This window comes from Sphingomonas spermidinifaciens (genome assembly GCF_002351485.1).
Taxonomy (GTDB): Bacteria; Pseudomonadota; Alphaproteobacteria; order Sphingomonadales; family Sphingomonadaceae; genus Sphingomonas; species Sphingomonas spermidinifaciens.
Genome location: NZ_NWMW01000001.1, coordinates 513,377 through 538,517, shown reverse-complemented (window position 1 = coordinate 538,517; position 25,141 = coordinate 513,377). Strand labels below are relative to the sequence as shown.

The window sequence follows — 25,141 nt, the reverse complement described above, 5'->3', positions numbered from 1 at the left end:
TCAGATCTCGAAATCCACCATCTTCGCCATGATGAAGGCGCCCATCCCCATCCACACGAGCCCACCAAGGCCCGCGACGATCAGCCGTTCGTCGATGAAGAAGCGCTGCATGTAATTGCCGTTGATCATCCAGATAAGGCCGAAGACGATGAATGGCAGCGAGCCGACGATATAGGCGGACGCCTTTGATTCCGACGACATCGCCTTGATCTTGAGCTTCATCTGGCCGCGCTTGCGCAACACGTCGGCAAGGTTGGCGAGCGTTTCGGCAAGGTTGCCGCCCGTCTCGCGCTGGATCGCGATGGTGATGACGAAGAACTGAAACTCGGGCGTACCCAAACGCTCCGCCGTCTCCTGAAGCGCGGCATCAAGCGTGCGGCCGATCTTCATCTTGTCGGAAACCGCGCGGAATTCCTCGCCGACGGGGCCGGGCACTTCCTGGCCGACGACGCCTATCGTCTCGGTGATGGGCAGCCCCGACCGCAGGCCGCGGACGAGCAGTTCGATCGCGTCCGGGAACTTCGCCGTGAACTTGGCGATGCGGCGCTTGATCGTCTTGCTGACGACAAAATGCGGTACGAACGCGCCGACGAACGCACCGAAGCAAAGCGCGAGCAGAAAGGGAAAGCCGCGGAGCCAGGCGGCCAGCGTCACCACCGCGAACAGCCCTGCGCTGGCGGTGCCATATTGGCTCACCGTCCAGGTCTTGCCCGTCATCGCCAGCCGCTTGGCGAGCTGCGCCGGGTTGGGCAGGAAGCGCATGAACGCTTCGTCCAGCCGCGTCGCCTTCGCGGTCGAGATCCGGCGCATCTGCGCCTCCATCACCCCGTTGAGGCCGGTGTGACGCTCGCGCACCGCCGCGAGGCGGCGGCTGCTCGCCTTGGCGGCCGAGGGGCCGGCGAAGGCGAGCGTGGCCATGCCGAGCATGAGCGTCGCGCCGATCGTCAACATCAGGACCGGCATCATTTCGGCGCCGATGGTCGCCTCCCATCCGTCTGGCGGCGCCCCGCGTGAGCGGGGCGGCGCGGGGTTTACTTCTTCGCCTTGATCGGCAGCTTTGCAGTCAGCTTGGACATGAGCGATCCGCCCGCGGCCTTGGCCTTGACGGGCGTATCGTCGGCAGCCGCGTCGCCGATCGCGAGCAGTGCGCGCGACAGCTCGCCGATCGGCGCGACGGTCTTCGAGCCCTTGCCCGCCTCGGCCATCGGCTTGCCGAGCTTGGCCGCCTGCGCACAAAGCTTCTGGTCGTAGCCGATGACGTAATCGACTTTGCGCTCGATCGAACTTTCAAAGTCCTTGCGCGTGATCTCGAGGACCGCGGCCGGCGGCACGCGGTTGGCGGCGAGAATCACCTGCACGTGCGGTGCGTTCGACTTGAACCACGAGAGCAGCCGGATCGCGTCGCGCGCAGCGGCGAGCGTCAGTTCGGTCACGATCACCGCTGCCTGGATTTCGGCCAGTAGATGCGGGAACTGGACCAGCATCGCGCGCGGCAGATCGACGACGGTGCACTCGAACGCCGAGCGCAGCTCCTCCTGCAACTGGTAGAAGGCGGCGCCGTCGGTCATCACCGGCGAATGGATCGGTGCCTCGGCTGACAGGACGGCCAGCTTTTCCGACGCGCGGACCATCGCGCGCTCGATGAAGAGCCCGTCGATGCGGCTGGGATTCTCGATGGCGTCGGTCAGCCCGCGGCCGGGCTCGAGGTCGAGCGCCAGCGCACCGGTGCCGAAATGGACATCGAGGTCGAGCAGCGCGGTCGTGCGCCCACCCTTGTCGCTCATCAGCCAGGCGAGCGAGGTCGCCAGCGTCGAGGCGCCGACGCCGCCGCGCGTGCCGATCACCGCAACGCCGCAATGTGCGCGCTCGACGCTCGCTTCGACCGCCTTTGGCGCGTTAATGTGCGCATGCGCCTGCGCGAACGTCTCGCGAAGGGCGTCGGGATTGAGCGGCTTCAGCAGATAGTCGTGGATGCCGCTGGCAACGAGGTCGCGATAAAGTCGCACGTCGTTCACCTGCCCGCAGGCGATGACGACGGTGCCCGGCTCACAGACCTCGGCCAATGCGTTGATGTCGTTGAGCGGATCGCCGCTTTCGGACAGATCGACGAACAGGATCACCGGGCTGGCCGATACCGACAGTGTCTGGACGGCGTTGCGCAGGCCGCCCTTGTTGACCTTTTCGGCGGCCCAGCCCTGCTCGCTGGCGACCTGCCGCATCGTCTCGGCCGAATTCTCATCGCAGACGAAGGCGACGAAGGGATCGCGCGTGCCCGCGCGGGCGGGATTCCAGGGCGCGTTCATGTTACTGGGCTCCCGAATTGCTGGTGCGCGTGGCCTGCAGCGCCTGGCCGACTGCGGTCGGGCTCTTGCGAAGCGCATCGATCGGCTTTGACGCGGTCATCGGATCGGTCACGCCGTCGGTCGAACGGCCGCGAACGAGATCCTCGGGCTGGGCGATCATCGCGGCCAGGTTGCGGTTGATCCCGCAGCCGAAGTCCGAACTGGTGTGGGCGCCGAAGTTGGGCTGGTAGGTGCGGCTTTGGTCTGGGCAGCCGGGTACCGCTGCGCTCATGCGCGATACCACCACCCGAACGATTCCCGGCTCGACGGCGCCGGGCGTCACCGGCGCACTGTCGCCCAGGAGCAGGCCATAGCGGCCTGCGACCGCGGCGATGTCGCCGCGCGTCGCGGTATCGCCGTTGCCGCCGTCATCGACGGTCAGCCGGTCGCCGTAGCGGGTGCCCAGCGCCGCCAGCCAGCCGGCAAGCCGCTGCTGTTCGCCGGTTGCAAGTCCGCCCGGTCCGGCGCTCAGGTCGAGCGTGTAGTCGGCGCGACTGACCACGGGCTGGTGGACCGAATTGACGCTGCGGTTCTGCGTCCCGCCGCACCCGGCGAGAAAAGTTGCGGAAAGGACGAGGGCGGCGGTCGAAAGGCGCATGTCACGCATCCTTTAATTGCTGCTGAAGCCGGGGGCGGCTGCGCCCTTGTCCGACTTTTCGCGCCTGACGGGGGCCGGCGCCGGGGCGACCGGGGCAGGCGTCGCCAGGCCGAGCGTCGGGGGCGATGCCGGTGGGACGGCCATGCCCGGCTTGGGACGATCGCGGTGGCTTGACAGGCTTTCCAGCTGGCCGAGCAGGATGCGTTCGACGTCGGTCGGGGTCTTGTAGCCGTCGGTCGGCAACGCGATCTGGTTCGCGTCGACCGGCTTGACCAGATAGGGCGTGACGACGATCACCAGCTCGGTTTCCTGGCGGCGAAAGCCGTTGGAGCGGAACAGCGTGCCGAGCACGGGCAGGTCGCCGAGCCCGGGGGTCTTCTCGATCTGGTTGTCGTGATTGTTCTGAAGCAACCCAGCGATCATGAAGCTTTGGCCCGAGCCGAGCTCGACCGTCGTTTCCGCGCGCCGCGTGGTAAGCGCCGGGATCTGGATGCCCTGGAACACCACCGCGCCGGCGGCCGAGAGCTGCGACACTTCGGGACGGACGCGCAGCGAGATGCGGCCGTCGGCGAGCACGGTCGGCGTGTAGGCAAGGCTGACGCCATATTGCTTGAACTGGACGCTGACCGCGCCGAGCCCCTGGCTGATCGGGATCGGGATCTCGCCGCCGGCCAGGAAATTGGCGGTCTCGCCCGACAGTGCGGTCAGGTTCGGGTTGGCGAGCGTCGTCACCTGGCCGATCGTTTCGCCCAGATCGAGCGAGGCGAGCAGGTCGAGGCCGAGGAAGCGACCGGCGGCGCCCACCAGCGAGCTCGAGTCCTGCTGGGCGGGGAAACCGAAGAGCGTGTCGCCCGGCCGCGCGCCGTTTGAATCGACCGGTGCGCCCGGTACGCCGGGAACGCCCTCGACCGTCGTGATCGTGCCCTGGCGTCCGCGCGACAGGCCGAACAGGAACGACCCGTTGTCGCGCGTGGTCAGGTTCGTGCCAATGTTTTTCAGGAAGCTGCGGCTGACCTCGGCGATCTTGACCTGCAGGTTGACCTGAAGCGGCGTCGCCGTGCGCAGGCGCGAGACGACGTTCGTCTCCTTGCCGACGAACGCCTGGACGAGGCGCTCGGCCTCGGCGGCGTCGGCGGGCTGCGCGACGGTGCCGGTCAGCAGGACGACGCCGTTCATCGTCGTCGTCCGGATCGTCGCCTCGGGCATCGCCAAGCCCAGCATCTGGTCGAGCGAATTGTAGTTGTCGCCGACGCGCAGCTGCGTGGAGTAGACCACCTTGCCCGACTTCGACACGGCATAGACGGTGGTTTCACCCCGCTTCTTGCCGAAGACCCAGAACTGGCCGGGGCTGCGCACCTGGACGTCGGCGATGCCGCCATCGGCCACGAACACATCGGTGATCGGCGTCGCGACCGTGACCATCCGGCCCAGGCCCGTGTTCAGTTGCATCGTCTCGCGAGGCTCGTTGATGCTCTGCGCGGTGGCCGGTGCGGCGATCGCGATCGCAAACGGAGCCGCCGCCGCGAGCGCCAGCGCAATGCGCCGGCTGTTCGGCAACGTCGCCATGTCAGTTCTTCCCCCCGATTTCGACTTCCGTCACGTTGGTGCCCCGCGCGACGCGGACCACCGGGCCCTTCGGCTTCGGCGCCGTGGCGCCCGGATAATTGCCCCCCGGGGCGCTCGCGAGCTGCGGGCCGGCGATCGTCGCCCCGCCTGCGCTGCGGCCGGGCACGGTGGCGCGCTGGAAGCGCGACACGTCGGCGCCGGTCGAATAGCTGCTCTTGCCCTCGATCGGGCGCGCCGCCACTCGCGCGAGCATCGCCTTTTCCGCATTGGGATCGTTGCCGTCGGGCACGCTTACCTCGCCCGAGGCGATCGCTTCCTCAAGGTCGGCGGCGTTGTCGGCGATCGAGCGCAGCGACAGCGACAGCGACCCGACCTGCTGCGCGACCGAGATCTTTTCGGCGATGCGCGGGGTCACTTCGAGCGTGACGGTTGCATAGGGCGTGACGACGGTGTTGCCCTTGTCGTCGGTCTGCTTGTCGGCGCGCTGGTCGGTCGCGAGCACGCGCAGGTTGCGCAGCACCGTTTCCGAGGCCTTCAGCGGCGGGCCGTCGCCGCCGCCCGACACCGACTGGGTGAGGATGAGATCGACGCGGTCGCCCGGGAAGACGAAGCCCGCGACCGCCGACTGGGCGTTGACCGGCACCGTCACGGCGCGCATGCCCGCGCCGAGCGCAGCGGCGAGGAAGCCGCGGTCCCCCGGCTTGACGAGGTTGCCCTGCGTCACCGGTTGGCCGGCGGGCACGGCGAAGCGCACGACCGTCCCCATCACCGCCTTGGGATCGAACTTGTCGCCCTCGACGAAATAGGCGTTCTCGATCAGCTCTTCGGGCCAGGGCTGGAACTTCACCATGTCGGGGCTGATGATCGTGCCGACGGGCAGTGCCTTCGTCGCGACCATGACCTTGGGACCGGTCTGCACCGGGGGTGCGGGCTGGGCCGTGGCGACGGGCGCCGACTGGCCGACGAACAGGCTACGCGCCATGACCGCGGTGATCGCCGCGACGATGAGCGCTCCCACCAGCAGAATGATCTTCCGTGCATCCATGACGCGATTGGCCTTTCCGATTCGGGCCCGGTTTCCTGGAAGCTAACCAGTCACCGAAAATGGTTAAGGAGTGGTTCGTGAAAGGTGAGAAGCGCCGCACAGGCAATCGCCACCCCATAAGGAACTTGCGGCACCGCCGGATCGCGGCGCCATTTACGCTCGATCAACATCAGCGCCGCAATGACGCCGCCGATCAGCGACATGAGGACGAGCATCGAGATCATCGGCAGCAGCGGCACCCACAGGGCAAGCGCGCCGATCAACTTGACGTCGCCGCCGCCGATCTGGCCGAGTGCCCACAAGCCGGTGAACAGCGCGAAGATCGCGAGCGCGATGCCGATCTGAACGGCCATGTTGGGCCACACCGGCATCCCCGTTGCCCACCACCATATGGGCGCGAGCAGGGCGATGGCCGCGTTCTTCCAGTGAGCGATCTCGCGCCGGCGCACGTCCTCGATGCCTGCCGACACGAGCAGACACAAAAGCGCCACCGGCAAAAACCATGCGAATCCCGCCCCCATGGCAACGGGCCTAGACGACATGGCTTGCCAAAACGTAACCATCGCGCATGGCAGGGAACTTGAGCTTGCGCCGCGCTTATCCCGCGGACGCCGTGATCGCCGAGTGGCGGGCGCCCGACGGTTGGGCGCACCGGACGTTCGACTGGCCTGCCGCGGGTGGCGCGCGCGGGTCGATCCTGTTCCAGGCCGGACGCGGCGACGTGTTCGAGAAGTATCTGGAGGCGTTTCACCACTGGCATGATCGCGGCTGGCACGTATCGAGCTTCGACTGGCGCGGGCAGGGCGGGTCGGGCCGCTGCGGCCCGCATGCCCATTGCGGTCATGTCGAGCGCTTTGGACTGTTCCACGGCGACCTCCGCGCCTTCTGGACCGGTTGGAGCGCGCGGGTGCCGGCGCCGCATGTGCTGATCGGCCATTCGATGGGTGGATTCCTGGCCCTGAAAGGTCTTGTCGAGGAAGCGGTCGATCCGGCCGCCGCGGTGCTTGTGGCGCCTATGCTGGGCTTCAAGGGGGCGATCCCGCCCCGGCTGGCCGAGCGGCTGGCGCGGCTGATGCGCGGGCTGGGCGATCCGGCGCGGCCGGCGTGGAAGGGGAACGAGCGGCCGGCGGCGACCGAGACGCGCGAGAGCCTGCTCACCCACGATCCCGATCGCTACGCCGATGAGATCTGGTGGCAACAGGCCGATCCAAGGCTGCTGACCGGCCCGCCCAGCTGGGCGTGGGTCGCCGATGCCTTTGCGGAGACGCGGATGCTGCGCGAAGATGCACGGCTGGCGCGCCTAAACGTGCCGGTGCTGGGGCTGGTCGCCGAGGCCGACGGGCTGGTCGATCCAAAAGCGGCCAAGGCGATGCTCGCACGTGTTCCGACGGCTCGGACGGTTGCCTTCGGGCGAGAGGCGGCGCACGAGCTTTTGCGCGAAGCCGATCCGGTGCGTGACCGCGCGTTGGTGGCGATCGACGACTTCCTTGAAGAAAAGGCGCCTGCTTGAACCAGAGCTTCGACATTGCCGTGGTTGGCGGCGGCATCGCCGGCGCCAGCCTTGCGGCCGAAGTGGCGGCCCATGCCCGCGTGCTGCTGCTCGAGGCCGAGGATCAGCCCGGCTATCATTCGACCGGGCGCTCGGCTGCCTTCTGGTCGGAGACCTATGGCGGCCCGGGCGTCCAGCCACTGACCACCGCGTCCGGTCCGATCCTGACCGACCCGCCCGAGGAACTTGGAGGCGAAAGCTTCCTCAAGCCGCGCGGCGAGCTGTTCATCGGGCGCGAGGGTGACACCGCCGCACTCGATGCGTTCATCGCCGAGTTCGCCGATACGGGCGTCGCGCTGGAGCGGGTCGATCCCCACATGATGCTGCCGGGGCTGCGGCCCGACTGGGTGCAGGCGGTCTATGAGCCGACGTGCATGGATATCGACGTGGGGCGGCTGCACGGCGCCTATCTGGGGCTCGCGCGGCGGCGCGGGGTGACCATCGTCACCGGCGCGGGGCTGGAAGAGGCGCGGCGTGAGGGCGGCGGCTGGACGCTGAGGACGCGGGCCGGCGACTTCGCCGCGGGCATACTGGTCGATGCGGGCGGGGCCTGGGCGGATGCGGTCGCGGCGGCGGCGGGGGTGCCGCCGATCGGCATCGCGCCGCTCCGCCGGACGATGGTCCAGCTGCGCACCGATCCGCCGATGGCGTCGGACCTGCCGCTGGTCCGTGACGGCGCCGACCTGTTCTATTTCAAGCCCGAGGCGGGCGGCCGCGTGTGGTTGTCGCCGCATGACGAGGTGCCCGACGAACCCCGCGATGTCGCGCCCGAGGAACTGGACGTCGCGATCGCCATCGACCGGTTCGAGGGCGCGGTCGACTGGCGGGTCGAGGCGGTCGAGCGGCGCTGGGCGGGGCTCAGGAGCTTCGCGCCCGACCGCCTGCCCGTCTATGGCTTCGATCCCGCGGGCGATGGGTTCTTCTGGTTCGCCGGGCAGGGCGGCTTCGGCATCCAGACCGCGCCCGCCGCCGCCGCGCTGGCCGCGTCGTTGTTGACCGGCGCGGCATGGCCCGACTGGCTGCGGGGGGTCGATCTGGCACGCTACGCCCCCGACCGCTTTCGCTGATCGCCAACCTGCGTTAGTTTCACGGTGCTGACGTTCCTTGGAGAGGCATGATGGCGCACAAGTTCGTGATCGAGAAGAACAAGGCCGGCGAATATGTCGCCAAGTTCAAGCACAACAGCGAGACGATCTTCTGGACCGAAGGCTATTCGTCAAAGGCGAGCGCGCGTAACGCCATCGCCTCGATCCTCAAGAACGGCCCCGACGCCGCCGTCGAGGAACCCGAGTGACAGGTGGCGGTCGATCACGCGCCCGGCTAGGGTCGAGGCCATGATCGACCGCCTGTTCCTTCGCCATCCCACCTCGGTGGGCGAGAGCTATTTCGAGCATCTGGGCGTCGCCTTTCGCTTCGGCGGGCGGCTGCTCGTCGCCGGCGGGGCGGCGATCGTCCATGGCCTCGTCCCCGCGCTCTGCGAACGTACCGCGAGCCGGGCGGTCAAGACGCTCCATGCCGAACTCGCCGCGCGTCAGCCCGCGCCGGCGCGCGAGACCGCCTGGCTGCCCGAATACGAGATCTGACCGCTCCCATGTCGATGCGGGAGCATGTGCTCGTCGTCGGCGGCGGCTTTTCGGGGACGCTGCTTGGCATCAACCTGTTGCGGCACGACGGACCGCGGGTGACGCTGGTCGAGCGGCGGCCGAACCAGGTCGCCCGGGGTGTTGCCTATTCGGCGGCGGACGACAGCCACCTCTTGAACGTGCGTGCCGCCAACATGAGCGCACTTCCCGACGATCCCGACCATTTCGTCCAATGGCTGGAGCGCGAGGGCGAGGGTGGGCCGCGAAGCTTCGTGCGTCGGACGAACTATGGCCGCTATCTGAGCGCGCTCCTCGACGCCGCGCGGGCGAGGGCAGGCGATCGGCTGGTGGTCGAGACGGGCGACGTTTCGGCGGTCGAGGCCAATGGCGATGTGCGGGCGGTGATCGACGGCGCCGAGCGGACGTTCGATCGCGCAGTGCTGGCGGTCGGCAACCTGCCGCCGCACGCGCCGCCGGGGATCGACGCCGACGTACTGCCGCGCGGCCTTTATTGCGACGATCCCTGGGCGGCGGACATCGCCGACGGGCTGTCGGGTGAGGACGAGGTGCTGCTGCTCGGCACGGGCCTCACTGCGATCGACGCGGCGCTGCTGCTCGACCGGCGGGGCTTCGAGGGGCGGATCGTCGCCATGTCGCGGCGCGGCCTCGTCCCCCGCGCGCATGTCGAGGGGCAGGCCAAGGCACCGCCCGCCGAAGAGAAGCCCGCGCGCACGCTGCCCGCGCTGGTCGAAGCGGTGCGCGAACAGGCCGCGGCGGCAGGCGACTGGCGCGCCGCAGTCGACGCGCTGCGGCCGGTGACGCAGTTGATGTGGGCGGGGGCGGATCTGACCACGCGCCAGCGCTTCCTGCGGCATCTCCGCCCGTTCTGGGATGTCCATCGCCATCGACTCGCGCCGCAGGTCGCGGCGCGGATCGAGGCGATGGTGGCTGAGGGGCGGCTGGCGTTTCAGGCAGGCAAGCTCGCCGCGATTCGGCCGGAGGGAGTGAGCGCGACTGTCGACTGGCGGCCGCGCGGCGCAGATGCCACGAGCAGTGCGCGGTTTCGCCGGATCGTCAACTGTACCGGGCCTCAGGGCGACCTGAAGCGCGCCGCCGACCCGTTGCTGCGCCAGCTGATGGCGGCAGGCGCGATCCGGCCCGATGCGGCCCGGCTGGGGATCGACGTCGCGGCCGACACGCGGGTGATCGGCGCGGACGGGCGGGCGGCGGAGCGCCTTTATGCGATCGGCCCGATGACGCGCGGCGCATGGTGGGAAGTGGTCGCGGTGCCCGATATCCGGGTACAGGCGTGGAACCTCGCGCGCACGCTCGCCAACGCGCATTGGGTGGGCGGCGAGGGGCTGTAGGCGCCTGTCACTGGATCGGACGGGTTATGCCCCTCTCTGGAAGGAAGGGTTGGGGAGCGGCTGGTGACGAGCGTTACGCCGCCTCGCGGGCCGACCCACCCCCGGCCCCTCCCTTTCAGGGAGGGGAGAACGGTCGGACCCTACAACCCGAGCGCCGCCTTCACATCGTCCCACGCCAGCAGCTTGAAGTTCTGCGCCGCGGGCGCATTGTCGCCGTCCTGCACCACCATCAGTCCGCCGGGGAAGGCGGGGCCGACATTGCCGAGCGTCACCTCGATCCCGTCGGTCTCGCTCGTCGCGCCATAGCGCCCGGCGACGACGCGGAAGCGGCCCGCGGGGGAAAGGTCGGGCAGACGGAATAGCTGGTACGCATTGTCCCCCTGGCTCGAGGCGACGAGCCAGCCGCCATCGGCACCGTTGGCCGCGATCGCCAGCCCTTCCACATCGGCGACGAGGGTTCGGCCATCGACCTTCGCGACCGGCACGGGCGTCGTGTTGCCGCCCGGCCGCGCGTCGAAGCGCCAGATGCCGACATCTTCCTCGGCCACGAACAGCGTCGCGGTGCGATCATCGACGACGCAGCCCTCCGACTGGGTGGCGAGCTTCATCGTGCGGACGACGGCGCCATCGGCAGGATCGATCTGCCGGATCGTGCCGTCCTTGAGAACGACGAAGGCGTAAAGCTTCGCCTCGACGATGCCGAGGCAGAGGCCATAGGCCTCGCCCGCGCCGGCGGCCCGCGTCCCCGCGGGCATCAGCTTGCCCGTCGCGCCATCGAGCGTGAACAGCGCGAGCTTCGCATTGGCCATGTCGGTGCGATCGGACGCGGCGACGACGATCCGCCCGCCATGTTCACGCAGATCGACATTGTTGACGCGACCTGCCTGCACGAAGTCGCGCCGCCGGCCGTCAAGGCCATAGACCCACAGCCCCGACTTCTTGTCGGTCGCGATGATCAGGCTCGCCTCTGGGTTCGCGGCATTGCGCCAGATCGCGGGGTCGTCGGCAGCGTCGGCCGCGGCAGTGCCGACAGGCTCGGTTTCGCCGCGTGCCGTGACATTCTCTGCAAGCGTCGTCGGCGCGGGAGGGAGAGTCGCGCAGCCGGCGAGCACCATGGCGGGGAGGAGCGCCCGCATCAGAAGTTCACCCGCGCGCCGAACTTCAGCGTGTACGAATATTCCTCGTACTGGAGAAGGCGGCGCGACACGGGGCCGTTCTGGTACGCAACGTACTTGGCGTTGTTGATGTTCACCCATTCGCCGAAGAGCTGGACGTTCTTGGTCAAGCGGAAGCGTGCGCTGGCGTCGAGCTGGAAATGCTCTCTGACATAGCGGTCCTCCTCGGCGACGGCATTCACCTCGTCGAGATACTTGTCGCGGTAAGTGCCGGCGAGGCGGATACTGACCGGGCCCTTCTCGTACCCCAGCACGCCGTTGACGGTGTGGCGCGAGGCGGCTGGCAGGGGAATGTCGCGCAGGCCGCCGGTATCGCCGTCGAACGTCTGACCGTCGGCATCCGTGAAGGTATAGTTGACGCTCGCCAGCAGGCCGCTCAGCGCGCCGGGCAGCATCGTGAAGCTCTGCGAATAGCCAAGCTCGACGCCCCTGATCTTGGCCGAGCCGCTGTTGAGCGGGATGTCAGCCTCGGTAAAGCCGATGCCACGATAGACGCCATTGTACGGCGCATCCCCGTCCTCGAAGGTGACGGTGACGATGTAATCCTCGATATCCTTGTAGAAGAAGCCTGCCGACAACACGCTCGACTTGGCGAAATACCATTCGGCGCCGGCATCGAAGTTCCACGCGCGATAGGGCTTCAGGTCGGGATTGCCGAATGCACCCTCCAGATCGTCGCCGTCGCGCTCGATCGCGAAGCGCGGGGCAAGCTGGCCGATGCCGGGGCGCACCAGGCTCCTGAACACGCCTGCGCGTAGGATCAGGTCCTCGCCCACTTCGTAGCGGGCGACCGCGCTCGGCAGCCAGTCGGTATAGCTTCGGCGGATGACGTTGGGCGTCGCGGTGACGGTCTCCTCGTCGCCGTCGAGGGTGACGGTACTGCCCGCGATGATGTTCTCGGTCGCCTCCATGCGCAGGCCGCCGATCAGTCGAAGCGGCCCAGCCTGCAGCCGGCCGAGGACATAAGCCGAGTAGATGTCTTCATCGACGCGGTAATCCTCGGCCAGGCTCGCGAAATCACTGTCGAGGACGGCACGCTCGAAGCCCGCGGCATTGCGCTCAAGGAAGCCGCGCTCGCCGCGCTTGGCCGGCAGGGGACCGAGATCGGCGAGGCGATAGGTCTGGGTGCCGAGCACGTCGGCGAGGATGAAGTCGCCGTCATAGCCGTCGAACGTGTCGACGTTGAGGTCGTAGGCCTTGTTGCGCCAGCGGCCCTTGACCCCCGCCTGCACCTCGAAGCTGCCGCCGTCGAAGGCGAAGCTGCGGGCGAGGTCGAGCCGCGCGGTCCATTCGCGGTCGGTGGAGTCGCTCAGCGTCGTGCGCTCGAACTGGTCGAATGCATATCCGCCGGCGTCGCCGAACGCGCCGGCATCGGCGCCTCCGACGGTGAAACGCGGCAGGAGATAGTTCGAATAGTCGAAGGCGACGGTCACGTCTTCGTCGTCCTCGAAGCCGCGGGCGAACTCGATCGGGTCGATCGAGCCCTCCTCGAGCTCCTGCGCGCGGCTGAACGCCGCCGCATATTGGACCCGCCACGGCCCCGTCACGGTCTCGCCGCCGAGCGTGTAGGACTGAATCGTCTGGACCTCGAACCGGTCCTTGAGGTCGCGGATCACCGCGATCTCTCCGTCGGCGCTGTCGAAGGTCGCGCCGCTCGCGGTCGAGGCGGAGGGATCCTCGTCGAACTCGAAGATCAGGCGGCGGCGATCCTCCTGGTCGGAGAAGCGGTTGTAGACGCCGCGCGCATAGAGCGTCGTCGTCGGGCTGGGCTTGAAGTCGAACGACAGCGAGCCGCCGGTGCGCAGGCGCCGCACGTCATAGTCGCGATATTCGACGGCGTCCGCAAAGCCGTTGCCCGCATCGTCGGTGCCCCAGCCGTCCATCTCGATATTGTCGGTCTCGAACTTGCGGAGGTAATAGCTCGCGCCGCCCGAGATGCCGAAATTGTCGGTGACGCGGGTCGAGAAGTTGACGCTGCCCTTGGGCGTCACCTGACCCACATAGTCGTTGTACGAGCCCTCGAGCGAGCCGGCGAGCAGCGGCTTCACCCGGTCGAAGGCGCTGGTCGTCTTGATCTCGACCGAGGCGCCGATCGTGTCGGCGTCCATGTCGGGGGTGAGCGACTTCTTGACCTCGATCGATTCGACCAGCTCGCTCGCGACTACGTCGAGCGCGACGCTGCGCGTGTCTGCCTCGGGTGCGGGAACGCGGACGCCGTTGAGGCTGGCGGCGTTGAGGCTGGGGTCGAGCCCGCGGACCGCGACGAAGCGGCCCTCGCCCTGGTCGTTGAGCACGTTGACGCCGACCGCGCGGCGCACCGATTCGGCGACGTTCTGGTCAGGAAACTGGCCGATCGAATCGCGGGTCAGCACGCTTTCGACGCCGTCGGCGGCGCGCTGACGGCTAAGCGCGCTGGCCAGGTTGGCGCGCTGTCCGGTAACGAGGATGTCGCCTAGCTGGCCGACCGCGACCTCAAGCGCGAGGTCGCCGGTCGCATCGACGCTGATCGGCCGCTCGACCGGATCGATGCCGGCATAGGTGACGCGCAGCGTATAGCTGCCCGCGGGGACGTCGGCGAAGCGGAAGCGGCCGTCGCGATCGACCTCGACCTTGCGGCCGAGTTCGACGATCTCGACCTCGGCGCCCTCGAGCGTGCGGGTTTCCGACGAATCGGTGACGCGACCGGTCACCTGGCCCGCCAGCGCGGGCAAGGGCAGCGCGAGGACCGCGGCGCCCAGCAACAGGCGCACGCGCGAGCGTGTCGAGATCATGGTTTCCCCCAAGGAAAGATCGACCCGTATCGGATCGCTTCAGGGGCCTTGCCGCGCGTCGATGGCGTTGCCGTTTCGGGACGGCGGCGTCGCGGTTGCGGTTACAAGTCTATTTGATGACCGCGCGCGCGGCGTCGCTCGCCAGCTTGTCGGCGCGTTCGTTGTCGGGGTGGCCGGCATGGCCCTTCACCCATTTCCATTCGACGCGGTGGCGCGCGGCCGCCTCGATCAGTGCCTGCCACAGTTCGGCATTCTTGACGGGTTTCTTGTCGGCGGTCTTCCAGCCGTTCTTTCGCCAGCCATGGATCCACTTGGTCAGGCCGTCCATGACATAACGGCTGTCGGTCGACAGCGTGACGCGGCAAGGCTTCTTGAGCGCGTTGAGCGCCTCGATCGCCGCCATCAGCTCCATGCGGTTGTTGGTGGTCAGCGGCTCGCCCCCCGACATCTCCTTCTCGCGCGTGCCATGGCGGATGAGCGCCCCCCAGCCACCGGGACCGGGATTGCCCTTGCACGCGCCGTCGGTCGCGATCTCGACATGCGGGAGTTCGGTCATGAAAGGCTGCCGAGCCGCGCGGCGAGCGCGGGCTTGTAGACGCCAAGGCGCCGCCAGAAGGCGAGCGGGTCCTTGCGCGTCACCAGCGCGTCGGCGGGGGTGTTGAGCCAGTCCCACGCGCGCGACAAGGTGAATCGGATGCACGCGCCGGCGGCGAGGTCCCCGAACGCCGCCTGCTCCTCGTCGGAGAGGGGATAGTGCCGGGAATAGCCGGCGATCAGCGCATCGCCGACGCTCGCGTCATGATCGCGGCCTGTCGCGTCGAAGCTCCACGCGGCGTGCATGACGGCGAGATCGTAGAGGCGAAGGTCGGTGCAGGCGAAATAGAAGTCGATCAGCCCCGTCACCCGATCGCCGAGCATCAGCACATTGTCAGGGAACAGGTCGGCATGGATGGCGCAGGCGTCGAGCTGTGCCGGCCAGGTCGCCATCAGCTCGCCGAGGGCGATGGAAATGTCGGCGTGCAGCCCCGGCGCGATCCGGTCGAGGCTGTCGCCGCAACGGTCGAGCAACGGCCGCCAGGTGGCGATGCCCATCGAGTTTTCACGCGAGCCCCCGAAGTCGGCGACCGCGCGGTGCATGGCGCCCATCGCGTCGCCCGCGGCCAGCGCCTGTGCGGGAGTGGGGTGCGACAGCGACACGCCGGGCAGGAAACGGATCAGGCAGGCGGGGCGTCCGGCCAGCTCGTGGATCGCCCGACCCTCCCGGTCCTTGATCGCGGGCGGGACGGGCAGGCCCTTTGCGGCGAGATGGTCGAGGAGCGACAGGAAATAGGGCAGGTCGCCCGCCGAGACGCGCTTTTCGTAGAGCGTCAGGATGAAACGGTCCTGCGTCGTCTCAACCAGATAGTTGGAGTTCTCCACCCCTTCGGCAATGCCCTTGGCCGACACGAGATCGCCGACGTCGAAGCGGGTGAGGAAGTCGGCGAGTAGCTCGGCGGAGACTTGGGTGTAGACGGCCATGGCGATCCGGGGTGGGGGTGAGGGGCAGATGATGCGAAATCTAACCCGCTTGTCCCGAGTAGCGACTGAGTAGCCGGCGTCAGCCGGGTGCGTATCGAGGGACCTGAGAGCTGCCCAACGTACCTCGATACGAGCCTTCGATACGCTCCTTCCGGAGCTACTCAGTCTCTACCCGGCGCAAACGGAGTAGGACCGGTTTGACGGGCAGGTCGGGTCACGCCGCCTCCAGCCCGCGCGGCAGCTTGAAGGCGATCGTCTCGCGGGTCGTCTCGACCTCGCGCTCGATGACGTCGTAGCGCTCGGCGATGCGGGCGACGACCTCGCGCACCAAAACTTCGGGCGCGGAGGCGCCGGCGGTGATGCCGAGCGCGCCGATGCCCTCAAGCCAAGCGAAATCGAGGTCGCCAGCGCGCTGGATGAGCCGTGCGCGGGTCCCCTCGCGCTCGGCCACCTCGACCAGGCGCAGCGAGTTGGACGAATTGGGCGCGCCGATCACCAGCATCAGGTCGACGCCGCTGGCGATCGCCTTGACCGCGGTCTGACGATTGGTGGTCGCGTAGCAGATGTCGTCGGCGTGCGGCGCGACGATCATCGGGAAGCGTTCGCGCAGCGCCGCAAGCACCGCCGCAGTATCCTCGACCGACAGCGTGGTCTGGGTGAGGAAGGCGAGATTGTCGGGATCGGGCACGACCAGCGTGGCGACCTGATCGGCGGTTTCGACCAGCGTCATGTTGCCTTCGGGCACCTGGCCGAAGGTGCCGATCACCTCGGGGTGCCCGGCATGGCCGATAAAGATGATGTGGCGGCCCGCGGCGACCAGCCGCTCGGCCTGGCGATGCACCTTGGAGACGAGCGGGCAGGTGGCGTCGAGATAGGAGAGGCCGCGCTCGGCTGCCTTGGCCGGGACCGCCTTGGGCACGCCGTGCGCCGAGAACACGACGGGCACGTCATCGGGCACCTCGTCCAGCTCGTCAACGAAGATCGCGCCCTGCGCCTTCAGCATATCGACGACATATTTGTTATGGACGATCTCGTGACGGACATAGACGGGCGCGCCATAACGCTCGATCGCAAGCTCAACGATGCGGATCGCGCGATCGACCCCCGCGCAAAAGCCGCGCGGGGCGGCGATGAGGAGTTCGAGCGTCGGCTTCTGGCGGTCGGTCATGCGCCAAGGCTCTACGCGATTGCTTGCTTGTCCGAAAGGCGGTTCCTATGGCATCCCCCCTCCGACGGGCCGGATCGCGGCCCGTTCGCGTAAGTAGATGGGAAGGGTACGCCCGAATGAAGATCGTCCGGCTTGCCGCACCGCTCGCCGTCGCCGCCGTCCTGGCCGGCTGCTCGCGCGACGGCGAGATCAGCGTCGAGGGGGGTGTCGGCATCCAGGCGACGCGCACCGCCTGTCCGATCGTCGGCGTGCCCGCGAATACCGGCGACATCACGCTGTTCGACCCGCCCGCCAGCCGCGACGCCGCCGCGATCGATGTCGTCGCCAACATCACCAATGTCCGCTCGCAATGCAGTGAAACCGGCGACGACGTCATCACGACGGTGACCTTCGACGTGCTCGCCCGGCGCAGCCGCGCCGATGCGGCGCGCACCGTCACGCTCCCTTATTTCATCGCGATCGTGCGTGGTGGCACCAACGTCACCGCCAAGCGCGTGGCCGACGTGACGATCAGCTTTCCCGCGGGCCAGCCGCGCGGCCAAGCACAGGCGACGGCGACCAGTGTCATCTCGCGCGCCGCCGCGACGCTGCCGCAGGAAGTGCGCGACCAGCTGACCAAGCGCCGCAGGGCGGGGCAGGAGGATGCCGCCATCGATCCGCTGACCGCCCCGGGCGTCCGCGCCGCGGTTGCCCGCGCGACGTTCGAGGCGCTGGTGGGCTTTCAGCTGACCGACGAGCAGTTGCGGTACAACGCCACGCGGTAAGTGTCGTCATCCCAGCGAAAGCCGGGGTCAGGGGCTAGGGAGCTGCGCGATCGGATCGCGGCCCCCAGCGTTCGCTGGGGCGGCCGACTCGTGATCGGGTAATGTAGCGAAGGGCGTTTTTCACACCACGTCGAGGACGAGGCCCTTTTCCTTCGCTTCCTCCGCCTCGATGTACCAGTTCTCCGGCGCGCGGCGGACGAGTTCGTCGAACTCGACCCGGCTGCCTTCGACGATCTTGCGAAATCCCTCTTCCTCGATACGGATCGAATGCTCGATCTCGTGCAGCGTGGCCTTGAGCACCGCGACGCAGGTCTTGAGCGGGCCGCTGACCTCGACCGTCTTGTTCATGATCCGTTCGTGCAGCATCAATCGGGTGCCGCGCGTCAGGAAGCGCTTGTCGACGGGGAAGGCCGACATGAAGGTCGCACCCGCCGAATAGACCGCGACCTTGCCGAGAAACAGGATTTCCCGCCCCTCCGCCTCCCGCAGCAGGCGAACCTCGTCGCCCATCAGCCGTGCCACTTCGGGATCGCCGCCCAGCGTCGAAATGGCGACGACGATCGCACCCTCGCGCGGGGCATTCGCCAGCTGGTCGCCGAAGCTGGCGTACATCGCATGATCGACGGGGCCCGCAAGCTTGATGTGCGGGTTGGCGAGCAGCGGGTAGCGGTTGATCGCGCCGGGTTCGCTTTCAAGGGGAGGGGCGGCGGGCTGATCGGACATGGGCAGGGGCCTTTGCTGGATGTCGGCGGACGCTCTGAACGGGCTTCGGCTGCGGGCACCCGGCTGACGCCGGATGGGCCGGAACAGCGCGCCCAATACGATGGCGGCGCCTGCAGCCCCGAGAGCCGCGAACGCCGCATACGCCAGCGCATCACCGATCCCCGCATCCACGACAGGCGCAATGCGGGGAGGGTGAGCTTGGTTCCGTCAGGCCTTAGAAGCGCCCGGCAAGCGAGACGCCGATGACGCGCGGTTCGTTGACGACCGCGGCCATGAAGTTCTCGATTACGCCCTTCAGGTTCTTCTCGTTGGTGATGTTGCGCGCGAACACCGAAAATTCGAACGCATCACCGGGCAGCGCATAGCCGATCCGCGCGCCGCCCTCGAAATTACCGTTCGAGGTGAATTCGTCGGACTTGTAGAGCACGAAGCTCGTATAGCCCTGCACGTTCCAGTCGGTCGACACGAAGAAGCGGTCGCCGCCCGCCAGCGGCACGTCGTAGCGCGCAGCGAGATTGAGGTTCCAGCGCGGCGCATTGGGCAGCGGATTGCCATCGATCTGCGCGAATACCGCCGGGCCGAACGCGGTGGCGACGGTGATCGTCGGATCGCCGACATTGCAGACGACGCGCCCGTTGAGCGCGCAGACCTGCGCAAAGACGCGGTCGTCCTGGATCTCGCTGTGCAGCGCGCTGAAGCCGGCGGTCAGCGACAGGTTTCGCACCGGCCGGGCGTCGACTTCGACCTCGACGCCGTACACCTTGGCCTTGTCGGCATTGAACAGGACGCCGTTCCCGTCCGAATCATTGCCGTTCAGCTGGATGTCGCTGACCGTGTAGTAGAAGCCGGTGGCGTTGAGCCGCAGGCGGTTGTCGAACAGGCTCGACTTCGCGCCCGCCTCCCACGACAGGATCGTCTCCGAGTCCGCGGTGGTGAAGTCCGAGTTGAACACTGCCGAGCGCCCCTGGATCGTCGGGCCGCGGAAGCCGCGCGCGACGCGGGCGTAGAGGCTCACCTGATCGTCGATGCGGTAGAGCGCCGACACGTCCCAGCTCGGCTCGGTCGCGTCGAGCTCGACATCGGTGCGGCCGCGATAAGTGACGACGCCGGCGGCGGTGTCGGCGGTCTTGAGCAGGCGCGTGCGCTTCCGGTCCTCGGTGATGCGGCCGCCCGCGGTGATCGTCAGCGCGTCGGTGACGTCGAAGCTCGCCTGGCCGAACGCCGCCCAGCTGGTGTTGACGTTGCGGAGCCGCACCCAGTTGTTGGGATTGCGCGCTGCCGTCGTCAGGAAGAAGGCGCGCTGGTAGAAGTCGGTGGTGTCGCGGCTGTCGAAATAGAGGCCGCCGACCTGCCATTTGAAACGGCCCTGATTGTCCGCCAGGCGCACTTCCTGCGTCCACTGGTCAAGGTCGCGCAGATTGCCCTGGCTCTGGCCGAAACCATTGGCGACCCCGCCCACCGGAAAGTCGGCCGCCGCTCCGCCATCAGTGTCGCCGCGGCTGTAACCCGAGGCGCTCTCATACGCGGTGATCGAGGTGAGCGTCAGGCCGCCGACGTCGAAACTGGCGTTGAGCGAGCCGCCATAGGTTTCGTAGGCCTGCGGGTTGTTCATCGCTTCGTCGTAGCGAACCTGATCGCGAACCACGCCCGAGACGTCGTTCGAGCCGCGGGTCAGCGCCGCGCGGCGGAACAGCGTCGAGGTGCCGACATAGTCGCGATAATGGCCGGACAGCAGCAGCCGAACCGCCTCGCTCGGGGTGCCAAGCAGCTGAACGCGCAGGTTGCGGTCGTCGAAGCCGCCCATCGCCTGTTCGAGCGGACGCGGCGTGCCGTCGGCGCTCGGCCCAGTATAGCTGTTGTCGACCCAGTCCTCGCGGTGCTGCACGAGTGCCGAGAAGCGCGCCGACAGCTTGTCGCCCGCGATCGGCCCGCCGATGCCGACATCGGCGTTCACCGTGCCGTACTCGCCCACCGACACCTGGCCTCGCCCCGAAAAGACGTTCGAGGGCTTGATCGTGTCGAACTTGATGATGCCGGCCGTCGTGTTGCGGCCGAACAGCGACCCCTGCGGGCCGCGCAGCACCTCGACCTGCGCGACGTCGAATACGGGGTTCGACTTGAGCACGACATGCTCAAGCACCACTTCGTCCTGGACGATCGAGACGGGCTGCGACGCGCCGAGGTAGAAGTCGATGTTGCCGAGGCCGCGAATGTAGAAGCGCGGGAAGATGCGGCCCGTCGTCGTTTCGGCATAGAGGCCGGGGACGCGGCCCGACAGCGCGAGGATGTCCTCACCCGCCTGCTGGAACTCGCGCAGCTGGGCGCCCGCGACGACGCCAACCGAGATCGGCACGTCGCGCAGGTTCGCCTCGCGCCGCTCGGCGGTGACGGTGATTTCCTGAAGCGCCGAGTCGTCGACCTCCGCAGCGGGCGAGGCGGGCGTCGTGTCCTGTGCATGCGCAGCGGCAGCGGTGGTCAGCGCGAACAGCGCACAAGCGGAACCGAGCGCCAGACGGCGCGTCATCGAATGCTTCACGAAATTGCCCCTTTTGGTGGACGGCGGTCCTCTCCATCCGCCGCATGCGGGGTCGTGCGCATGTCCTCCGCGCCTCGATCCCCCGCGCGCGCATGGGCGCGATTTGGGTCAGGATCGTGACAGCGGCCAATTCCGGCGGAGGCGGCGATCCAGTTGCGAGCTTTGTCGCGCTGAAGCGCAGCGGCCGACCAAGGCCACTGCTCAATAGGACCCCGGCCGCCGCCGGGGTCCGAGCTCAAATCAAGTCAACCGGACTGCTCGCGAGCGCCGATGTCGATCAGTACACCCGCTTCTTCGGCTTGATATACTCGACCTCGTCGGTGAGCGTGTAGTCGTGCACCGGGCGGTAATCGAGCTTGCAAGCGCCGCCCTTGCCGCCCCAGCCGTCGAAAGTCGCGATGGTGTGCTTCATCCAGTTCGCATCGTCGCGCTCGGGAAAGTCCTCGTGCATGTGCGCGCCGCGACTTTCCTTGCGGTTCTCGGCCGAGCGGATGGTGACGACCGCCTGGCCGATCAGGTTGTCGAGTTCGAGCGTCTCGACAAGGTCGGTGTTCCAGATCAGCGAGCGATCGGTGACGCCGATGTCGTTCATGCCCTGATAGATTGCGTCCATCTTCTCGACGCCCTCGGCCAGCAGCGCCGAGTCGCGGAACACGGCGGCGTTGCGCTGCATCGTCTTCTGCATTTCGGCGCGGATCTGTGCGGTCGGCGTGCCGCCCTTGGCATGGCGGAAATGGTCGAGGCGGCTGAGCGCCATCTCCTCCGACCCCTTGGGCAGCGCATCGTGCGCGGCGTTGGGCTTGAGCAGTTCCTTCAGGCGCAGGCCCGTCGCGCGGCCGAATACGACCAGGTCGATCAGGCTGTTCGAGCCGAGGCGGTTGGCGCCGTGAACCGACACGCACGCCGCCTCGCCAACGGCGAACAGGCCGGGGACGACTGCATCGGGATTGCCGTCCTTCAGATGGACGACCTCGCCATGATAGTTGGTCGGAATGCCGCCCATATTATAGTGGACCGTCGGGACCACGGGCAAAGGCTTGCGCGTGAGATCGACGCCGGCGAAGATCTTGCCCGTCTCGGTGATGCCGGGCAGGCGCTCGGCCAGCACCTTGGGATCGATATGGTCGAGGTGAAGGAAGATATGATCCTTCTCCTTGCCGACGCCGCGACCCTCGCGGATTTCCATCGCCATCGAGCGCGAAACGACATCGCGGCTGGCGAGGTCCTTGGCCGAGGGGGCGTAGCGCTCCATGAAGCGCTCGCCCTCGGCGTTGGTGAGGTAGCCGCCCTCGCCGCGCGCACCCTCGGTGATGAGGACGCCGGCGCCGTAGATGCCGGTCGGATGGAACTGCACGAACTCCATGTCCTGGAGCGGCAGGCCCGCGCGCAGCACCATGCCGTTGCCGTCGCCGGTGCAGCTATGGGCCGAGGTCGCCGACTGATAGACGCGGCCGCCGCCGCCGGTCGCCAGCACCACAGCGTGGCTGCGGAAGCGGTGGATCGAGCCGTCCTCCATGCAGAGCGCAATGACGCCGCGGCAGGCGCCATTCTCCATGATGAGGTCGAGCGCGAAATATTCGATGAAGAAGTCGGCGTCGTACTTCAGGCTCTGCTGATAGAGCGCGTGAAGCATCGCATGGCCGGTGCGGTCCGCGGCGGCGCAGGTGCGCTGGACCGGCGGGCCTTCGCCCATATTCTGCATGTGGCCGCCGAACGGCCGCTGATAGATGGTGCCGTCGTCGTTGCGGCTGAACGGCACGCCCGCATGCTCGAGTTCATAGACCGCGGCCGGCGCCTCGCGAACCATGTATTCGATCGCGTCCTGGTCGCCGAGCCAGTCGGAGCCCTTGACGGTGTCGTACATGTGCCACGACCAGTGATCGGGCGAATTGTTGCCGAGGCTGGCGGCGATGCCGCCCTGCGCCGCGACGGTGTGGCTGCGCGTCGGGAACACCTTGGTGATGCAGGCGGTCTTGAGGCCCGCCTCCGCCGCGCCCATGGTCGCGCGAAGGCCCGAGCCACCCGCGCCGACGACGATGGCGTCATAGCTGTGGTCGATGATCTTGTAAGCGTCGCTCATCAGGAAACCGCTCCCGCCGTAAAGGCGAGCTTGAGGATCGAGAAAATCGCCGTGGCCCCGGCCGCGACGACGAAAAGGTTGAGGAGGACGAGCAGCACGACGCGCGATTCGGCGTGGCTGTAATCCTCGATCACCACCTGAAGACCCAGGCGGAAGTGCATGAACACGCTGATGATCAGCAGCGCCATCGGTACCGCCGCCCAGGGTGATGACAGCCACGACTGGATCGTCGCGTAGTCATAGCCGGGCAGCATCGCGATCGAGGCGATGAACCACAGCATGAGGAGGAGGTTGCTGCCCGCGGTCAGGCGGTGCGTCCACCAGTGATGCGCGCCTTCCTTGGCCGCGCCGAGGCCGCGGACGCGGCCGATGCTGGTTCCCGTGCCCATCTTACTTCCCCGCGACCAGATAGAGCCAGAAAGCGGCGGTCGCGACGACCGAAAAGGCGAAGGTCGCCTGCGCGCCAAGCTTGTTACGCTTCAGTTCGTAGCCCGCACCGGTGTCGAGCACGAGGTGGCGGATGCCCGAGGCCATGTGCTGAAAGAAGCTGAGCGTCAGGCCGATGCCGAGCACATAGCCGACGATGTTGAGGCCGCCGTCCTCCGTCGTGAAAAGACCCGCGAACGCCGCATAGGCCTCTTCACCCGCCGCCGCGCTGGCGAGCCAGGCGACCAGCAGCAGCGCGCCCACCGTCGCCATGCCGGTGCCGGTCACGCGATGCGCAATCGAGACCGCCATGTGCGGCCCCCATTTCCAGATCGACAAATGCGGGGAAAGCGGCCGATTGACAGATTTGGATGCCACGAGGTCAGTTCCTTTCGCAGGCGCTAATGGCCCCCGTTCTTCGCAGATGCAAGATCGGCCCTTGGTCCGTGACCCGATCCGCTCCGTGACTAACCGGCTCTTAACGGATCGCGGTCTAGACCGGGGCACAGGTGCGGGCGAGGGGGTCCGTCGCCGACGTTTTTTGGTACAAAGGGCCGCACGACGCCATGCATGACAAGGATTTGCCCGAGCCGGGATCGATCGCGCGCCAGGTCGAGCTGGGCGCGCGCCTGCGCGTGTTCGACTTCGATGGCGGGATGATCGACGGCGCGCGGCGCGTCTGGGCCTTGATCGAGGGCGATATCCGCCAGGTGGCTGAGGCCTATTGGCGGCACTGGATGCGCTGCTTCTCGGACACGCGCACCTGGGCGCCTTATGAAACCGAGAAGATGATCGACGTCGGCGTGACGTTTTTGCGCAACCGCTTCCTCGACACTGCCGGCCATGCCTGGGTCGAATCGATCGAGCGATCGGTTGCCGCCGCCTATGCCGCCGACGTGCCGCCGATGGCGCTATTGTCGATGATCAACGCCAGCGATCGGGCGGCGCTCGATCTGCTGCTCCAGCGCGTGCCACAGGGCGACCCCGATCTGGCGATGCTGATCGACACGCTGATGCGGCTGTCGGCGCTGGAAACCGACATCACCGTTGCGATCTATGCCGACCATGTCGCCTATGGCACCGATCGCCAGCGCGAGAAGCTGGCGGGCGAGTTCCGCGACAAGATCGTCTCGAGCGTCGAGCGGGCGAGCCATGAGGGCTCGGCGCTGCGCGGACAGGCACAGGCCGCCTCCGGATCGGCGCGCGGCATGCTGGGCAAAGCGAGCGAGGTTGCCGCCGCCGCCGAGCAGTCGGCGGTCGCGATGCGTGAGGCGGCCCAGACCGCCGCGGGCCTTATCCGCGCGATCGAGGATGCCCGTGCCGAGGTCGAGGCCGCGGCCGAGATCGCCACGCGCGCCAGCGCGCAGGCAGGGGCTGCGGTCGAAACTTCGGGCACGCTGTCGGACCATGCCAAGTCGATCGAATCGATCCTGGGCCTGATCCGCGAGATTGCGGGCCAGACCAACCTGCTCGCGCTAAACGCGACGATCGAGGCGGCACGGGCGGGCGATGCCGGCCGCGGCTTCGCCGTCGTCGCGCAGGAGGTGAAGAGCCTCGCCAACCAGACCGCGCGCGCGACCGACGACATCGCCGCCAAAATCGCCGCGATCCAGGCGACGACGCGGCTGACCGTCGATACGTCCGCGTCGATCCGCGCGACGGTGGACGAAGTGCAGGACTCGGCGATCCGAATCCGCCGCGCGATGGAGGCGCAGGCGCAGACGGTGACGGCCATCACCGCGGCGGTCGACGAGACCGCGCTCGCCGCCGATTCCATGTCGAACACCATCGCCGCCATCCGCGAGGATACCGAAGCGGTGGCGAGCGGCATCGACGCGGTGGGGCAGGGCGTCGTCGCGTTCGAGGTCGACCTCGACACGCTCAAGACCAGCGCCACCGACTTCGTCCAGCGGGTGGCGGCGTAACCGAC

Annotated in this window: 23 protein-coding genes; 7 read left to right on the top strand and 16 right to left on the bottom strand. The window is 67.9% G+C overall.

Annotated features, from left to right (window positions below; all coding sequences use genetic code 11):
* From COC42_RS02620 to COC42_RS02595, 6 genes are all read right to left on the bottom strand, one after another.
* Positions 1-966, bottom strand: a complete 966-nt coding sequence (locus COC42_RS02620; protein WP_096341713.1) for a type II secretion system F family protein — start codon at positions 964-966, stop codon at positions 1-3.
* Between the two features lie 65 nt (positions 967-1,031).
* Entirely contained in the window at positions 1,032-2,303 is a 1,272-nt protein-coding gene (locus tag COC42_RS02615) for a CpaE/TadZ family protein (RefSeq protein ID WP_096341712.1), read from the bottom strand.
* A 1-nt stretch (position 2,304) separates the two neighbouring features.
* Positions 2,305-2,940 (bottom strand): CpaD family pilus assembly protein, encoded by a 636-nt coding sequence (locus COC42_RS02610; protein WP_245843773.1) that lies wholly within the window; start codon positions 2,938-2,940, stop codon positions 2,305-2,307.
* Between the two features lie 12 nt (positions 2,941-2,952).
* A complete protein-coding gene (locus COC42_RS02605; protein WP_096341710.1) occupies positions 2,953-4,506 on the bottom strand; it encodes a type II and III secretion system protein family protein in 1,554 nt (517 codons plus the stop codon).
* A gap of 1 nt (position 4,507) precedes the next feature.
* Positions 4,508-5,551 carry a Flp pilus assembly protein CpaB gene (cpaB, locus tag COC42_RS02600; protein WP_096341709.1) on the bottom strand — a complete coding sequence of 348 codons (1,044 nt, stop codon included), beginning with the start codon at positions 5,549-5,551 and terminating at the stop codon, positions 4,508-4,510.
* A gap of 50 nt (positions 5,552-5,601) precedes the next feature.
* Positions 5,602-6,042: an A24 family peptidase gene (locus tag COC42_RS02595; RefSeq protein WP_342747277.1), complete on the bottom strand. Its 441-nt coding sequence runs from the start codon at positions 6,040-6,042 to the stop codon at positions 5,602-5,604.
* A gap of 95 nt (positions 6,043-6,137) precedes the next feature.
* Here COC42_RS02595 and COC42_RS02590 point away from each other — a divergent pair, with 95 nt between their 5' ends.
* From COC42_RS02590 to COC42_RS02570, 5 genes are read left to right on the top strand one after another with little or no spacing between them, the layout of a single operon-like run.
* The gene (locus COC42_RS02590; protein ID WP_342747276.1) at positions 6,138-7,061 is read left to right on the top strand and encodes an alpha/beta fold hydrolase; all 924 of its coding nucleotides are present in this window, start codon (positions 6,138-6,140) and stop codon (positions 7,059-7,061) included.
* Entirely contained in the window at positions 7,058-8,167 is a 1,110-nt protein-coding gene (locus tag COC42_RS02585; protein WP_096341706.1) for an NAD(P)/FAD-dependent oxidoreductase, read from the top strand. Before COC42_RS02590 ends, COC42_RS02585 begins: the two co-directional genes overlap by 4 nt.
* A 50-nt stretch (positions 8,168-8,217) precedes the next feature.
* A complete protein-coding gene (locus tag COC42_RS02580) occupies positions 8,218-8,394 on the top strand; it encodes a YegP family protein (protein WP_096343046.1) in 177 nt (58 codons plus the stop codon).
* A 40-nt stretch (positions 8,395-8,434) separates the two neighbouring features.
* Complete coding sequence (locus COC42_RS02575; RefSeq protein WP_096341705.1) at positions 8,435-8,683, top strand: DUF6356 family protein; 249 nt, start codon at positions 8,435-8,437, stop codon at positions 8,681-8,683.
* Between the two features lie 14 nt (positions 8,684-8,697).
* On the top strand, positions 8,698-10,050 hold the full coding sequence (locus tag COC42_RS02570; protein WP_096343045.1) for an FAD/NAD(P)-binding protein: 1,353 nt from the start codon (positions 8,698-8,700) through the stop codon (positions 10,048-10,050).
* 140 nt (positions 10,051-10,190) lie between these two features.
* Here the strand turns inward: COC42_RS02570 and COC42_RS02565 are convergent, their stop codons facing one another.
* The 5 genes from COC42_RS02565 to ispH all read right to left on the bottom strand — a co-directional run bounded on the left by COC42_RS02565 (position 10,191) and on the right by ispH (position 16,682).
* Positions 10,191-11,186 carry a phytase gene (locus COC42_RS02565; protein WP_096341704.1) on the bottom strand — a complete coding sequence of 332 codons (996 nt, stop codon included), beginning with the start codon at positions 11,184-11,186 and terminating at the stop codon, positions 10,191-10,193.
* On the bottom strand, positions 11,186-13,996 hold the full coding sequence (locus COC42_RS02560; protein WP_096341703.1) for a TonB-dependent receptor: 2,811 nt from the start codon (positions 13,994-13,996) through the stop codon (positions 11,186-11,188). Before COC42_RS02560 ends, COC42_RS02565 begins: the two co-directional genes overlap by 1 nt.
* A gap of 109 nt (positions 13,997-14,105) precedes the next feature.
* Positions 14,106-14,552, bottom strand: coding sequence for a ribonuclease HI (gene rnhA, locus COC42_RS02555; protein WP_096341702.1), 447 nt, complete (start codon positions 14,550-14,552; stop codon positions 14,106-14,108).
* Positions 14,549-15,514: a homoserine kinase gene (thrB, locus tag COC42_RS02550; RefSeq protein WP_096341701.1), complete on the bottom strand. Its 966-nt coding sequence runs from the start codon at positions 15,512-15,514 to the stop codon at positions 14,549-14,551. Before thrB ends, rnhA begins: the two co-directional genes overlap by 4 nt.
* A gap of 214 nt (positions 15,515-15,728) precedes the next feature.
* A complete protein-coding gene (gene ispH, locus COC42_RS02545) occupies positions 15,729-16,682 on the bottom strand; it encodes a 4-hydroxy-3-methylbut-2-enyl diphosphate reductase (protein ID WP_096341700.1) in 954 nt (317 codons plus the stop codon).
* A gap of 116 nt (positions 16,683-16,798) precedes the next feature.
* On the opposite strand from ispH, the gene COC42_RS02540 reads away from it, so the two are divergent.
* On the top strand, positions 16,799-17,446 hold the full coding sequence (locus tag COC42_RS02540; RefSeq protein WP_096341699.1) for a hypothetical protein: 648 nt from the start codon (positions 16,799-16,801) through the stop codon (positions 17,444-17,446).
* Between the two features lie 120 nt (positions 17,447-17,566).
* Here COC42_RS02540 and COC42_RS02535 read toward each other — a convergent pair whose 3' ends face one another.
* From COC42_RS02535 to sdhC, 5 genes are all read right to left on the bottom strand, one after another.
* Entirely contained in the window at positions 17,567-18,169 is a 603-nt protein-coding gene (locus COC42_RS02535; protein WP_096343044.1) for an ATP-dependent Clp protease proteolytic subunit, read from the bottom strand.
* A 214-nt stretch (positions 18,170-18,383) separates the two neighbouring features.
* Positions 18,384-20,693 (bottom strand): TonB-dependent receptor, encoded by a 2,310-nt coding sequence (locus COC42_RS02530; protein WP_096343043.1) that lies wholly within the window; start codon positions 20,691-20,693, stop codon positions 18,384-18,386.
* Positions 20,694-20,982: 289 nt separating this feature from the next.
* Positions 20,983-22,785, bottom strand: a complete 1,803-nt coding sequence (gene sdhA / locus COC42_RS02525; RefSeq protein WP_096341698.1) for a succinate dehydrogenase flavoprotein subunit — start codon at positions 22,783-22,785, stop codon at positions 20,983-20,985.
* The gene (gene sdhD, locus COC42_RS02520; protein WP_096341697.1) at positions 22,785-23,174 is read right to left on the bottom strand and encodes a succinate dehydrogenase, hydrophobic membrane anchor protein; all 390 of its coding nucleotides are present in this window, start codon (positions 23,172-23,174) and stop codon (positions 22,785-22,787) included. Before sdhD ends, sdhA begins: the two co-directional genes overlap by 1 nt.
* A 1-nt stretch (position 23,175) precedes the next feature.
* Entirely contained in the window at positions 23,176-23,523 is a 348-nt protein-coding gene (gene sdhC / locus COC42_RS02515) for a succinate dehydrogenase, cytochrome b556 subunit (protein WP_245843772.1), read from the bottom strand.
* A gap of 254 nt (positions 23,524-23,777) precedes the next feature.
* On the opposite strand from sdhC, the gene COC42_RS02510 reads away from it, so the two are divergent.
* Positions 23,778-25,136: a methyl-accepting chemotaxis protein gene (locus COC42_RS02510; protein WP_176484536.1), complete on the top strand. Its 1,359-nt coding sequence runs from the start codon at positions 23,778-23,780 to the stop codon at positions 25,134-25,136.
* Positions 25,137-25,141: the final 5 nt, after the last annotated feature.